The organism is Myxococcus sp. MH1, from assembly GCF_059738865.1.
Window position 1 is genome coordinate 1,014,663 of the sequence record NZ_AP026947.1, and the last position, 13,215, is coordinate 1,027,877.

Annotated in this window: 12 protein-coding genes; 5 read left to right on the top strand and 7 right to left on the bottom strand. The window is 70.5% G+C overall.

Annotated elements, in window-relative coordinates:
- The first annotated feature begins 28 nt into the window (after nucleotides 1-28).
- The 3 genes from AC6JA9_RS04235 to AC6JA9_RS04245 all read left to right on the top strand — a co-directional run bounded on the left by AC6JA9_RS04235 (nucleotide 29) and on the right by AC6JA9_RS04245 (nucleotide 2,422).
- Nucleotides 29-1,084: an ABC transporter ATP-binding protein gene (locus AC6JA9_RS04235; RefSeq protein WP_223749296.1), complete on the top strand. Its 1,056-nt coding sequence runs from the start codon at nucleotides 29-31 to the stop codon at nucleotides 1,082-1,084.
- Between the two features lie 88 nt (nucleotides 1,085-1,172).
- Entirely contained in the window at nucleotides 1,173-1,478 is a 306-nt protein-coding gene (locus AC6JA9_RS04240; RefSeq protein ID WP_046710893.1) for a YkvA family protein, read from the top strand.
- Nucleotides 1,479-1,591: 113 nt separating this feature from the next.
- The gene (locus AC6JA9_RS04245; protein WP_267698187.1) at nucleotides 1,592-2,422 is read left to right on the top strand and encodes an SDR family oxidoreductase; all 831 of its coding nucleotides are present in this window, start codon (nucleotides 1,592-1,594) and stop codon (nucleotides 2,420-2,422) included.
- 16 nt (nucleotides 2,423-2,438) lie between these two features.
- On the opposite strand, the gene AC6JA9_RS04250 is transcribed toward AC6JA9_RS04245, so the two are convergent.
- The 3 genes from AC6JA9_RS04250 to AC6JA9_RS04260 all read right to left on the bottom strand — a co-directional run bounded on the left by AC6JA9_RS04250 (nucleotide 2,439) and on the right by AC6JA9_RS04260 (nucleotide 6,709).
- A complete protein-coding gene (locus tag AC6JA9_RS04250; protein ID WP_497959123.1) occupies nucleotides 2,439-3,548 on the bottom strand; it encodes a tol-pal system YbgF family protein in 1,110 nt (369 codons plus the stop codon).
- Between the two features lie 96 nt (nucleotides 3,549-3,644).
- On the bottom strand, nucleotides 3,645-6,215 hold the full coding sequence (locus tag AC6JA9_RS04255) for a VIT domain-containing protein (protein WP_497959124.1): 2,571 nt from the start codon (nucleotides 6,213-6,215) through the stop codon (nucleotides 3,645-3,647).
- The gene (locus AC6JA9_RS04260) at nucleotides 6,212-6,709 is read right to left on the bottom strand and encodes a MerR family transcriptional regulator (RefSeq protein ID WP_223782419.1); all 498 of its coding nucleotides are present in this window, start codon (nucleotides 6,707-6,709) and stop codon (nucleotides 6,212-6,214) included. The genes AC6JA9_RS04255 and AC6JA9_RS04260 overlap by 4 nt, the downstream gene beginning before the upstream one ends.
- A gap of 165 nt (nucleotides 6,710-6,874) precedes the next feature.
- Between AC6JA9_RS04260 and AC6JA9_RS04265 the strand changes: the two genes are divergently transcribed.
- Nucleotides 6,875-7,357, top strand: coding sequence for a DUF2721 domain-containing protein (locus AC6JA9_RS04265; protein WP_046710898.1), 483 nt, complete (start codon nucleotides 6,875-6,877; stop codon nucleotides 7,355-7,357).
- Here the strand turns inward: AC6JA9_RS04265 and AC6JA9_RS04270 are convergent.
- Genes AC6JA9_RS04270 through AC6JA9_RS04280 form a run of 3 tightly spaced genes read right to left on the bottom strand, consistent with a single transcriptional unit; the run spans nucleotide 7,354 to nucleotide 9,993 of the window.
- Nucleotides 7,354-8,193, bottom strand: coding sequence for a slipin family protein (locus AC6JA9_RS04270; protein WP_223749303.1), 840 nt, complete (start codon nucleotides 8,191-8,193; stop codon nucleotides 7,354-7,356). The genes AC6JA9_RS04265 and AC6JA9_RS04270 overlap by 4 nt on opposite strands.
- Nucleotides 8,190-9,548 (bottom strand): NfeD family protein, encoded by a 1,359-nt coding sequence (locus tag AC6JA9_RS04275; protein ID WP_497959125.1) that lies wholly within the window; start codon nucleotides 9,546-9,548, stop codon nucleotides 8,190-8,192. Before AC6JA9_RS04275 ends, AC6JA9_RS04270 begins: the two co-directional genes overlap by 4 nt.
- Before the next feature lie 19 nt (nucleotides 9,549-9,567).
- Nucleotides 9,568-9,993, bottom strand: a complete 426-nt coding sequence (locus AC6JA9_RS04280; RefSeq protein WP_483576950.1) for a hypothetical protein — start codon at nucleotides 9,991-9,993, stop codon at nucleotides 9,568-9,570.
- Nucleotides 9,994-10,603: 610 nt separating this feature from the next.
- Here AC6JA9_RS04280 and AC6JA9_RS04285 point away from each other — a divergent pair.
- Entirely contained in the window at nucleotides 10,604-12,193 is a 1,590-nt protein-coding gene (locus AC6JA9_RS04285; RefSeq protein WP_223749306.1) for an amidohydrolase, read from the top strand.
- A gap of 7 nt (nucleotides 12,194-12,200) precedes the next feature.
- Here the strand turns inward: AC6JA9_RS04285 and nhaR are convergent, their stop codons facing one another.
- Nucleotides 12,201-13,100: a transcriptional activator NhaR gene (nhaR, locus tag AC6JA9_RS04290; protein ID WP_046710904.1), complete on the bottom strand. Its 900-nt coding sequence runs from the start codon at nucleotides 13,098-13,100 to the stop codon at nucleotides 12,201-12,203.
- Nucleotides 13,101-13,215: the final 115 nt, after the last annotated feature.

Sequence of the window (13,215 nt, forward strand, 5' to 3'; positions counted from 1 at the left end):
ACGCGGTAGGGTGCGTGGCGCTTTCGCCATGCCCCTGCTCTCGCTCGAAGCCCTGTCCCTTCGCTACTCCGCCAGCGGCACCGCCGCGGTGGATGGCCTGTCGCTGTCGATGGAGCCCGGTGAGGTGGTGGCCCTGCTGGGCCCCTCCGGCTGTGGCAAGACGACGACGCTGCGCCTGGTGGCGGGCTTCGAGCGCCCCGGCGCGGGCACCATCACCCTGGACGGCCGCGTGCTCGCGGGCCCCGGGACGTTCGTCGCGCCCGAGCAGCGCAGCGTGGGCATGGTGTTCCAGGACTACGCCCTGTTCCCGCACCTGTCCGTGCTGGAGAACGTGACGTTCGGCCTGTCGAGAATGCCGCGCGCGGAGGCCGAGAAGAAGGCGCGCGCGATGCTGACGCTGCTGGGCCTGGGTGAGTTCGGCGCGCGGATGCCGCACGCGCTCTCCGGTGGACAGCAGCAGCGCGTGGCGCTCGCGCGGGCCTTGGCGCCGGGGCCTCGGGTGCTGCTGTTGGACGAGCCCTTCTCCAGCCTGGACAGCGCGCTGCGCGCCTCCACGCGGGTGGAACTGCGGCGCGTGCTCAAGTCGCTGGGTGTCACGGTGCTGCTCGTCACGCATGACCAGGCGGAGGCCATGGCCTTCGCGGACCGGATGGCGGTCATGCGCTCGGGGCAGGTGGAGCAGGTGGGCACGCCGGAGGCCGTCTACTCGACGCCGCGCACGGCTTTCGTCGCGTATTTCCTGGGGGGCACCAACCTGTTGCCCGGGATGGGCTTCGGCGGCGCGGCGCGCACGGTGCTCGGCAACCTGCCGGTGGTGGGGCAGGCGCGCGGCAAGGTGCTCCTGTCGCTGCGCCCCGAGTCGCTGCGCCTTACGCCGGATACGGACACCGTGGCGGTGGGAGGCGCCCTGCGCGCGGAGGTGTTGTCGCGCGAGTTCCAGGGCCCCAGCGCCGAGTTCACCATCGCCTGCGGCGGCATGGAGCTGGTGGTGCGCGGCGCGCCGGAGCTGCCCCTGCGGGCCGGCGACAGGGCACGCCTGGAAGTGGTCGGCCGAGCGGGCGTCCTGGAGGACAGTCCCGATTAGCTCGGCTGTCCTCCGAGCGTGCGGACGGCATACGCTGGAGGTGTCCCCCGGGTGCAATCACCCGGGCTCTCCGTGCGTAGAGGTGGGTATGAACATCGCAGGTCTTCGTGGCATGGGCACCCGCTTCTTCCGGTACGTGAGAGACCCTCGCGTGTCGCTCTGGCGCAAGCTGGCCGGAGTGTTGGCGGTGGTCTACTTCGTGTCGCCCGTGGATGCGGTGCCGGACGTCATCCCCGTGCTGGGCTGGATGGACGACCTGGGCGTGCTGTCCGCGGCGGCGCTCTTCATGATGCGCGAGGTGCAGCGCTACCGACCCGAGCAGCCCTGGGACGGTGTGCCTCGCGACCAGGAGGGACACGAGCGCGTGCCGCCCACCGTCCGCAAGCACGTCTGAGCGGGAAGGTTCCGCCGGGAATCCCCGGCTCCAGCACTGTCCCAGGAATGTGACGCCGCGCGTCCGCGAGTTCCCGTGGTGCGCGCGGAAGGGACGCGGAATCATGGGCGTGCATGGACACGTCCCAGGGAAGCAAGGTGGTCCTCGTCACGGGAGCCTCCTCGGGTATCGGCGAGGCGTGCGCGGAGCTGCTGACGGTGCGCAAGCACGTCGTCTACGGCACCAGCCGTCGTCCTCCGCAGACGCAGTCGGTGGGCTACCGGATGCTGGCGCTGGACGTCACCCAGGAGGACTCGGTGCGCCGCGCGGTGGCGGAACTCCTCGAGCGCGAGGGCCGCATCGACGTGGTGGTGAACAACGCGGGCCACGCGTTGGCCGGAGCCCTGGAGGACACCTCCGTGGAGGAGGCGTGGCGCCAGCTCGACACCAACGTGCTGGGCGTGCTGCGCGTGTGCAAGGCGGTGCTGCCGCACATGCGTGAGCGGCGCTCGGGCCTCATCATCAACATCGGCTCGCTGGGCGGCGTGGTGGGGCTGCCGTTCCAGGGGCTCTACAGCGCCAGCAAGTTCGCGCTGGAGGGGCTGACGGAGAGCCTGCGCCAGGAGGTGGAGGCGTTCGGCATCCAGGCCTCGCTGGTGGAGCCCGGTGACGTGCGCACGCGGCTGACGGACAACCGCGTCCGCGCCGAGGGCTCGCGTGACGGGTCCGCGTACCGCGAGCCCTTCGAGAAGGTGCTGGCCATCATCCAGAAGGAGGAGCGCGAGGGCGTGCCCGCGGAAGCGGTGGCGCGCAAGGTGCTCGAGGTGATGGAGGCCAGGGAGCCCGACGTGAGGTACTCGGTGGGGAAGCTCTCCCAGCGCGCCGCGGTGGTGGCGAAGACGCTGCTGCCCGCGAGGACCTTCGAGGGCCTCCTGATGTCCATGTTCGGCCTGAAGCGCCGCTGAGCACGGTGCGACGTCGTCAGAACTGACCACCCATGGCGAGGCCCGCGCCGTTGCGACCCATCAGCGTGGGCGTCACCGCCACCGGAGGCAGGCGGCGGGCATCGAAGTTGCGCGTCAGGTAGGCCGTCAGCGCCAGGCCGCCCATGACGCCGATGCCCGTGCCGATGAGGATGGGGTCCTCGTCGTTGTTGCCCGTGAGCAGCAACATGGAGCTCGCGCCCATCAACCCGCCGATGATGCCGCCCGCGTCGATGATGAGCATGCGGCCCCGGCTCACCGGCAGGTTCCGCGACAGCAGCGAGAAGGCGATGATGCCCGCGGACGCCGACGCCATCTGCGCGCCGAACAGCGTCTCCGTGCTCTCTCCGTCGACGGTCCCCAGGAACAGCGTCGTCAGCACGCCGGCCCACAGGCCACCCGAATTCGCCATCGACACCTGCCCCGCGGTGGGCTTCAGGGTGGTGGCGAGCACGATGCCGATGCCGGTGAAGGCCGCGCCGCCCAGCGCCACCGAGCCGAACGCCTCGTCCTCCTCCAGGTCGAGCGCGATGAGCGAGGCGACACCGAAATAGAGCCCCCACATCGTGCCGGAGTTGATGACCGAGGCCTGCCCCGGGGTGACTCCGTCCTGGACCAGCAGCAGCGTGCTGAGCGTGCCCAGGCCCGCGCCGAGCAGCGCGGAGGCCGGATAGGCCCGGTCCGCGCACTCCGCGATGGCACACAGCAGCAGCCCCTGGACCGCGCCATGCATCGTCTGAATCACCGTGAGCGAGGCCGCCGCGCCTCGTGTCGGGCGCTCCGTGTTCTCGAACACCGCGGCCTGCGCCAGCTTCGCGCCGGGCTTGAGCCGCGCGCGGGCCAGCCGCTCCAGCTCGGGCGCATGCGAGTGCTGCGGACACAACTCCAGGACCTGGCGGAAGCGCTCCGCGGCCTGCTCGTCGTCGCCCTTGCTGAGCGCGTCGAAGCCTTCCTTGTAGAGCGTCTCCGACTCGGGAGGACACGCCTCCGGCGTGGCCATCAGCGGCGGCGCCGTGAGCGTGTCCGACGAGCGGACAGGGGCTTCGTCGTGGGAGGGTGAGACCTGGGCAGCACCGAGAGCGACGAGCAGGAAGGTGGCGAGCGTCATGTGCACCCACCACTTTACGCGACGACCCCGGCCCGTCCACGAGGGGAGGGGCCGAGGTCGCCGATGACTTGCAGCGTCGAGCCAGACGACCCGGGGTCAGCGCGTGGCGAGCGTGTCCACGTGCTGACGCAGCTCGACGTCATTGCCCAGCCGGGCGGCGAGTCCGGACAGGGGCTTCGCGGCCTGCTCGATGCGGCCGCGGGTGCGGGGCCCCGCCGCCACGAGCCAGGCCACGCCCAGCGCCAGCTCGGCCACCTCGGGCGCGCCGGTGAGCTGGCTGGCGAGGTTGAGCAGCGCCTCCACCGCCTTCTTCACCTGGGCGCCGTGCAGCGCGTGGCCGCTGGTGATGCCCTCGCGCAAGAGCTCCAGCAGGGCGAGCGCCGTGCCGCGGGCCTGCCGCACGGGCTCGGGACCCGTGCCGGTGCCATCCCAGAGGCCGTTGGCCAGCTGGCGGCCCAGCAGCGCCTCCACGCCGCCCTCCTCGCGCTCCTCGGCCATGGGGGCCAGGTCGCGCGACTCGCGCATCACCGCGTCCTCCGCCAGCGAGTCGTCGTACGAGTCCATGGGCGCCATCTCCGCGCGCTCCATCTCCTTCGCCTGCTTGCGGGACTTCTTCATCCCGCCTCCGCCGAAGATGCCGCCGAGCAGTCCGCCCGCGCTCTTCGCCATCTCGCCGACGGCGCTGCCTCTGGGCATCATGGGGGACGCAGGCGGAGGCGCCATGGGCGCCGCGGCGGCGGGCGCGGGGATGCGCATGGGCGGGGGCGGAGACGGAATCTGCGCCGAGCCTCCACGGCTGCGCGCCCCGGGGCGCTGCACGACGTTGCCACCCCCCTCGGCGGCCTCCTCCTGCTTGTCCTTGCCGAACATGGCCCAGCCCGCGGGCGCGTTCACCGGGACGACGCGCGTCTCCGGCTGGCCCGAGGCGCGGCGGTCGCCCGTGCGCTCCTCGACGACGACGAAGGACGTGTAGCGCGTGACGATTTGATGGGCGACGGCGAGCTCGATGATGCGCTTCTTCATCGACTCGGCGCGCCGGCCGATGAGGCCCGTGGACTCCCAGCCCTTGATGCGCTCGGCGGCCCACAGCTTCTCCACCGCGGGGCGGTCCGACTCGGCGGGGAAGCTCACGCTCACGTTGAGCGCGAAGGGCTCCTTGCCCGAGCGTCCACGCAAGGTCAGCTTGCCCGAGCCCGGCGTGGTGTAGCGGCCGAGCAGCGTCCAGGGCACGCCGTCCACCATCGTCGGCAGCTCCGCGGGCGCCAGCTCCGTGCCCTCCACGCCCTCGAACGTCGCCTGCAGCTCGGTGACGCGGGGGGCGAGCGCGCGGGCGAACTGGGCCACGACCTTGTCGTCGATGCGCTCGCCGGGGTGGATGAACTCCACGTCGCCGCCCGTCTGGCGGGCCAGGTCGCGCAGCAGCGCGTCGCTCACGTTGGTGCCGATGCCGAACGAGTACACGCGCGCCGTCTTGCGCTCGGCGAGCACGGCGCGGAGGATTTCGTCCTCGTTGCCCACCTGGCCGTCGGTGAGCAGCACGAGCACGCCATCCGGCGCGGTGCGCGCGGCGGCCTGCATGGGCCCGAGCAGCTCGGTGCCACCGTCGGCTTGCAGCGCGGCCACCCACCGGTCCGCGTCCTCCAGCATGCGCTGGGTGAAGGGCACGGGCTGCGGCTGGAAGGAGCGGAAGCTGCTCTCGAAGGCGATGACGTTGAAGCGGTCACCCTCGCGCAGGTGGCGCAGGCACAGCCGCAGCGCGGCCTGGGCCTGGGGCAGGCTGTCGCCGTCCATGGAGCCGGAGACGTCCACCAGGAAGATGACCTCCTGCTTGGGCGGCGTGGACGCCATCGCGAGCAGGTCGGGCACCACGGTGAGCGCGAAGGTGCCGGGGTTGTCACCCTTGCGGTGGGTGACGAGCGGCACGAAGACGGCGCTGGTGTCGGGGCTGCGCAGGGTGAGGACCAGGTCGCGGTCCAGGGCCACCTCGCCGCGCGCGAAGCTCACGCGGCCCCGGGTTCTGCTCTCGCGGGTGAAGGTGATGGCGTGCGAGGGGCTCTCGACGACGACCTCGCGGCCCAGGTCGACGAGCAGGTCCAGGCGCAGGCCGTACTGCACCTGGCCGATGGGAGGGCTGATGCGGTCCGCGTCGGGGACGCGGGCGGTGGGCTCGGCGGCGCCGTGGCCGGTGCGGTCGCCGGAGGGTGCGCCGGGGATGTAGCGCGGGGCGACGAGCGTGGGCAGCATCCAGCGCACGCTGCCCTCCTCGGCGGTGACGGCCTGGAGGAACTCCACCTCGATGACGGTCTCCTCGCCGGGCAGCAGGTTGCCCACCTGGGCGGTGAAGACGTTGGAGCGCTCCTCGTCGAGCAGCGCCGCGCCGTGACCGGCGGTGACGGCGTCGTCGTAGGTGCGGAAGGCCTCCTCGCGCTCCTTGACGACGCCGTCGATGCGGCGGCCCGCGCACGTCATGGAGAAGGCGGACAGGGTGCCATCGGAAGGAAGGGGGAAGGTGTAGACGGCCTCGACGGGGCGCTTCTCGTCGTTGAGGTAGCGCTGGCGCACGCGCACGCGCGCATGACCGCCGAGCAACTCACCGGTGACTTCGACGCCCTGCAGCGGCACCTGCTTGCCTTCGCGCGTGAACAGCCCAGCTTGCTCCTTCGTCATGGCTTCTCCTTGTCCTGGAACTCTTCGATGAGGGCGCGCACCCGCTCGGCGAGCGCGCGAGTCTTGGCTTCCGCTGAATCCGACACGTGCAGCTCCAGCCCGGGAGCCAGCTCCCACCGCTGGTAATTCGACGCTCCGTTGGGACGCCGGACGGGCGGCGCCGGTGCCACGTTTTGTGGCTCAGGCGAGGTCGCCGGCCCGTACGTGGGCGGCGTGGGGGTGGGGTCCGACTCGGCGAGCTTTCGCAGCTCGTCGGGCGTCAGCCGGAGCAGCTCCGCCTGGATGGCGTCCAGGGGGAGGAACCGTGCCTGGAGGACCCGGATGGCCTTGAGCCGGATGAGGTGCTCCTCGCCATACACGGTGTCCGGTCCCTTGAAGGGAGGCGCGGGGAGCAGGCCCCGCTGGACGTAGTAGCGCACCGTGCGGGGCGAGACGCCCGCTTCCTCGGCCAGCTCCGCCAGCTTCCACTCGCTCTGTGTCTTCCGCGTGTTCACGACACGAACAGTAGGACTCGACATGCGTGCTGTCAAGTCGACAGTGTCGAATTGTCGCGAGGGGAGTGTCGAGATGTAGGGCGGGTTGGTGTCGGATTGGACAGTGCTGGTGTCGAGATGGGCGGATGGGTTGCGTGGGGTGGGGAGGGGTGGAACAGAGGGGGGATGAACGGTGCGGAAGGGTTGGACGTCTCGTCGATACGGTTGATTGGGACGGCGGTGACGCCGGCGGTGATGGTGTCGGCGTGCGGCATCGTGGCGACGGGGTTGGACAATCAGATTGCGCGGATGACGACGCGGATGCGGGAGATGTTGCGGGAGGTGCGGCTGTTGCCGGAGGGGCACTCGCGGCGGGAGGTGTTGCGGCAGGAGGTGGACATCCTGGACCGGCGGCACGCGATCCTGGCGAGGGCCATCGCGCTCACGTACACGGCGCTGTTGTCGTTCGTGGTGACGTCGCTCTTGTACCTGACGAAGCGTCAGCTCGACATCCCGGAGCCGTTGCCGGTGGTGGCGTTCGCGTTGGGCGTGTTGCTCCTGGGCGCGGTGGCGGTGCTGGCGCTGGCTTCATTGAGACTGAGCCGGCTGGCCATCCAACTGGAGCGCGAGGAGCTCTTCGGGAGCAAGCGCGGGCCGCGGTCGAGTTAGGTGAGTCCGCCCGCGGGAGGGCTCTCCTCATCGTCATCGAGCCCATGGCGTGAGTCGTCACGCGAGCCGAAGCCGCTCCGGGCCGCCGCGGCGCCGACGGCGCGCAGGATGTCGAGCGGGATGGGCAGGATGGTGTGGTTTCCGCCCGTCGTGATCTCCACCAGCGTCTGGAGATAACGAAGCTGGAGCGTGGCCGGGTTGCGGCTGAGCACGTCCGCCGCCATGGAGAGCTTCTCCGCGGCCTGATGCTCGCCCTCGGCGGCGATGATCTTCGCGCGGCGCTCGCGCTCCGCCTCGGCCTGTCGAGCGATGGCCCGCTGCATCTCCAGCGGCAGGTCGATGTGCTTCACCTCCACGTTGGAGACCTTGATGCCCCACGGGTCCGTGTGCGAGTCGAGCACCTGCTGGATTTCGCGGTTGATGCGCTCGCGCTCCGTGAGCAACTGGTCCAGCTCCACCTGCCCCAGGATCGCGCGCAGCGTGGTCTGCGCGAGCTGACTGGTGGCGTAGAGATAGTCCTCCACCTGGAGCACGGCCTTGTCCGCCTGGATGACGCGGAAGTAGACGACGGCGTTGACCTTCACGCTCACGTTGTCCCGCGTGATGACGTCCTGTGGCGGCACGTCCCGAGCCACGGTGCGCAGGTCGATGATGACCATGCGCTCCACGAAGGGGATGAGCCAGCGGAAGCCCGCGCGCTTCAGTCCCACGTAGCGTCCCAGCCGGAACACCACGCCGTTCTGGTACTCGGTGACGATGCGCACGCCGGAGAGGAACAGCAGGAAGACGGCGCCCAGGGGGATGAGGAACCCGAGCAGTCCGAATACGTCGGTCATGGCTTCACCTCGTCGACGAAGAGGGTGAGCCCGTCCACACGACGGACCACCACGTGGGTGCCCTGGCGGAGGGGCTTGGGAGAGGTGGCGCGCCAGCGCTCACCGTGGACGAAGACCTCGCCGTTCTCGGGCGAAGTGGGCGAGAGCGTGGTGCCCTCCTCGCCGACGAGCCCCGCGTCACCGCCGAGCTGCGGCAACTTGCGCGTCTGCGCGCCGCGCCACGCGATGTAGGCCGTGGCCCCCGCGAGCACCAGCGTGGTGGGAATCAACCAGGCCCACGTCACGCGGAAGGACGGGTCCACGAACCAGCCCGGGTCGAACCGGTCCACGAGGAACAGTCCACCCAATCCCAACAACACCACGCCCGAGGCCCCGAGCAGCCCACTGGTGACGAACAGCTCCGCGACGATGAGCGCCACGCCGAGCAGCAACAGCAGCAGCGCCCCCGTGCGAACCGGCAGCGCGGAGGACGCCATCAACGCGAGCACCAACGCCACCGCGCCGAGGAGCCCCGGAGCGATGCCGCCTGGATGCGTCAGCTCGACGACGAGCCCGAGCGCGGCCATGAGGAACAACAGGTAGACGAGCGAGGGATGCGCGAGTGCATGGACCAGCCGCTGCGACAAACCGGGCGTCAGCTCCACGAACCGCGCATCGCGGGTGTCCAGGCGCACGGTGTCCCCGCTGGCCACCTGGACCGCGCGTCCATGCACCTGGTCGAGGAACTCTTCCTCACTGGAGGACAGGTACTCCACCACGCGCAGCTCACGGGCCTGGTCCGCGCTGACGGCGACGCTGTCGCGCACGGCGGAGGCGGCCCAGGAGGCATTGCGCCCGCGCTGCTTCGCGATGCTCTCCGCGAAGGCGACGGTGTCGTTCTCCACCTTCCGCGCGAGCTGCGAGCCTCCCGCCGCCTCCGGGGCCTCGCCGGTGAGTCCCACCACGGGATATGCGGCGCCGATTCGGGTGCCCGGAGCCATGGAGGCCACATTCGAGGCGAGGGTGATGAACACACCTGCGCTGCCCGCATGCGCACCAGAAGGGCCCACCCAGACGAGCACGGGCACGGACGAGCCCAGGAAGGCGCGCACGACGGCGTGCGTGGCCTCCAGCGAGCCACCCGGCGTATCCAATCGGACCAGCAGCGCCGAGTGCCCACCCAGCTCCGCGCGTCGCACGCAGTCGACCAGATAGGCGCCCGAGCCCGAGTCGACCACGCCATCCAGCTCACAGCGAGCCACCGTGTCGTGAGGAACCTCTGTCGGCGGTGTCGCCGCGAGCAACCCCAGTGACAGTGACAGCAGGAGCCCCATCGCTCCGAGTCGCCGCGTGTGCTGGAGTGTCGAGGCTCCCATGGAACGAGAGGGCCACACGTCACACCTCCTGGAGCTGGAGCGAGCCGTGGAGGGTGACCCGCGGGGCGTCGAGCCGTCCCGGACAGACGTTGCTGCGCCGCCGCCAATCCGCCTCGGAGCCGGTGCTGTTGCCGCACGACCTCGGCCTCCACGCGGCTTCGACGCACCGGTCGAGGTCGCGCGACCTCCGAAGGAGGAAGTTGCCGAGGCGCAGGGCGGACACTCCATCACCGTGGAAACCCTCCCAGTCAGTCTCGAGGCAATGGACGGAGCCGCGTGACTCCAGGGCGCGCAGGATGGCCGCGACGTAGCTGTCACCAAGCACTCCGCTCAGCGGCTCAGCGCGGCCTCCACGCAGGAGCGCGGCGCGGCGCGGAAGCACGTCGAGCGCGACGCCACGATGAATGGCGGGTGCTCGCTTGCCGGCATCGACGACATCCCGCATGGCCGTGAAGCTCCCAGGGGTGAGGCCCTCCCGACACAACGGTGCTCATGGCCGACGGCCTCTTCCTCCAGGGCGCTCCGCATGTCCGGTATCCGGCATCGTGAGCGGGCGCCCCCCTGCCAGGCCGCTCAACGGCTGGTGGGACCCGGCGTCATGCCCAGATTGGGTTCAGGAGGTTCGCGCGGCATGGGCCGCCACAGGCAGTCCCATCATCTTGGACGAGGAGGATTCATGCGCCGTGTCGTTCTCATCGCAGCCCTGGGCTTGGGTGCCACCGCAGCGTTCGCCTGTAAGACCACGCAGCCGCCCGGGACTGAGACGCAGGCGCCGATACAGGGACCCGATCAGGTGAGAGAGCCTGTGCAGACGGTGCCGAACGAACCGCCAGGTCCCGCCACGCCCATGCCCGCCGAGGCGGACGCGGGCACGACGCAGACGCCGTAGCGGCGAGCGCATGGCGGACCCTCGTCTTACGCAGCCATCATGATTCGAGCGGCACGGATGCCTCCGTAGGGACGTCCGTGCCGAGCCATCTGGATGCGGCCCGTGACAGCACGCCGAGGCTCGCGCACAGTGCGCGGGCACAGGCAAGCACCCACGGAGGCGCACGGTGGCGACCACGGTCTATCTGGCGGAGCGAATCTGGACACTGGATGCCGAGCATCCCCGGGTCCGAGCCCTGGCCGTGCGCGATGGCCGCGTGCTGGCAGTGGGCTCACCGGACGACGTGCGAGCCGCGGCTCCTGGCGCGCGAGAGGTGGACCTGGGTGACGCCACGGTGGTCCCCGGTCTGGTGGATGCGCACGCGCACATCCACGGGCTGGGCCGGAGCCTCACCACGGTGCGCCTGGAGAAGGCGCCCTCGGTGGACGAGGTGGTGCGTCGCCTGGCGCAGGCGCCTGCCTCCAGCTTCCAGGGGGACTGGTTGCTGGGACGTGGATGGGACCAGAACGAGTGGCCCGGCGGAGCCTTCCCAGGGCGCGAAGCGCTCGACGCACGCTTCCCGTCGACGCCGGTGTTCCTCACGCGAGTGGACCACCACGCGGCGTGGGTGAACGGTGAGGCGCTCCGACGCGCTGGCATCACCCGAGACACCCAGGACCCGGAGGGCGGCCGCATCTTGAGGGATGCGCGGGGAGAGCCCACGGGAGTGCTCGTGGACAACGCGATGGACGTGGTCGCCGCGGCGATGCCTCCGCCCACGAAGGACCAGCTCGAGACGCGACTGCGCGCGGCGCTGGAGCGCTGTGCCCGGGTGGGCCTGACAGGCATTCACGACGCGGGCATGGACCTGGAGGCCTTCCGCGTCCTCCAGCAATGGGACGCACAGGGCACGCTGCCCCTGCGAGTCTACGCGATGGCGGCAGGGCAGGGCGACGAGCGGCACGCGTACCTGGAGCAGGGTCCCTGGCAGGGGCGGATGCTGACGATGCGCGCGGTGAAGTTCCTCGCGGATGGCGCGTTGGGGAGCCGAGGCGCCGCGCTCCACGAGGACTACAGCGACGAGCCCGGCCAGCGCGGGCTGTTGTTGATGTCCCCCGAGGAACTGGAGGCGAGGACGCGCGCGTTCATGGCGAGGGGCTTCCAGGTCTGCATCCACGCCATTGGAGACCGTGCCAATACCTTGGTCGTGGACGTGCTGCTGCGAGCCTCCGAGGCGACGGGGACTCAGGCACTGCGACACCGTGTCGAGCACGCGCAGATACTTCGACGCGAGGACATCACGCGCCTGGGCGCGGCGAAGCTCGTGGCGAGCGTGCAGCCCACCCACGCGACCAGTGACATGCCCTGGGCGGAGGCGAGGCTGGGCCGCGAGCGGCTGCGCGGCGCCTACGCGTGGCGCAGCCTGAAGGATGCGGGAGCGAACCTCGCGCTGGGCAGCGACTTCCCCATCGAGAACCCGGACGTGCTGGCGGGCCTGTACGCGGCGCGCACTCGGCAGGACGCCACGGGCAGGCCCGAGGGCGGCTGGAGGTCGGAAGAAGTCCTGACCGGACAGGAGGCCCTGGAGGGCTTCACGCTCGGCCCCGCGTGGGCGTCGTTCGAGGAGGCACGGCGCGGACGACTGGTGACAGGGCAGGACGCGGACTTTGTGGCCCTGTCCGTGGACCCGGTGGAGGGCGCCGCGAGGGGCCTGGTGGACGCGCGAGTCCTCGCGACGGTGGTGGCGGGCGTGGAGGTGTTCCGCGAGTCGCCGTGACTGCCGCTCACACGCTGAAGATCTGCGAGCGCGCCGCCTCGGCGATGGCGACGACGGCGGGGTGGCGCAGGCGTCGCTCGACGGTGATGGCGTAGAAGCAGGTCTCGATTTCGTCGGTGCGCCCGATGACGGAGCAGTTGAAGGCGCGCTCCATCTGCGACTCGATGACGGAGGGCATGGCGAACACGCCGTGCCCGCTCTGCCCGAAGGCCTGGAGCAGCGCGCTGTCGTCGAAGTCGCCGGCGATGAGCGGGCGCAGGTTCTGTCGCTCGAACCAGAGGTCCAGCGAGCGGCGCACGGAGGACTCGTCCGAGGGGAGCAGCACGGGCGCTCCGTCGAGCGAGCGGGGGAAGTCCTTCTTCAGGTGGCGCAGGTTGTTGGCCGCGAAGAAGGACACGCCGCACTTGCCCAGCAAGTGATTGAAGGAGCGGACGCTGACCGGCTCGGAGCTGGGGGCATCGGCGAGCACCACGTCCAGCTCATGCAGCGCCAGGGAGGCGAGCAGCTGGGGCAGCGGGCCCTCGCGGCAGATGATGCGCAAGGAGGGTCCCGCCTCGAGCGCGGGCTTGAGGAGCTGCTCGGCCACCAGCTTCGGGATGACGTCGAGGATGCCCACGTTGAGCCGCAGCTGCTGACCCGGGGGGAGGCCCGCGACCACGTTCTTCAGCTCGTTGCCCAGGCGGAAGATTTCGTCCGCGTACCGCATGACGGTGCGGCCCACGTCGGTGAGGACCAGCTTGCGGCCCTGGCGCTCGAAGAGCTTGTGGCCCAGCGACTCCTCCAGCAGCTTGAGCTGGCTGCTGATGGTCGGCTGGGCGAGGTGCAATTCCTCGCCCGCCTTGGCGATGCTGCCCGCCCGCGCAACCGTCCAGAAATACAGGAGATGGTGGTAGTTGAGCCAGCTCATGGGCTTAGAAATAACCTATGGATTCAGTTCAAACTACCTAATTTTTTTAAGGATGGCGGTGACTTATCTCTTGGGGCGTTCGCGGCGATTGGTTCGCCGCGAATGACCCGGAGGA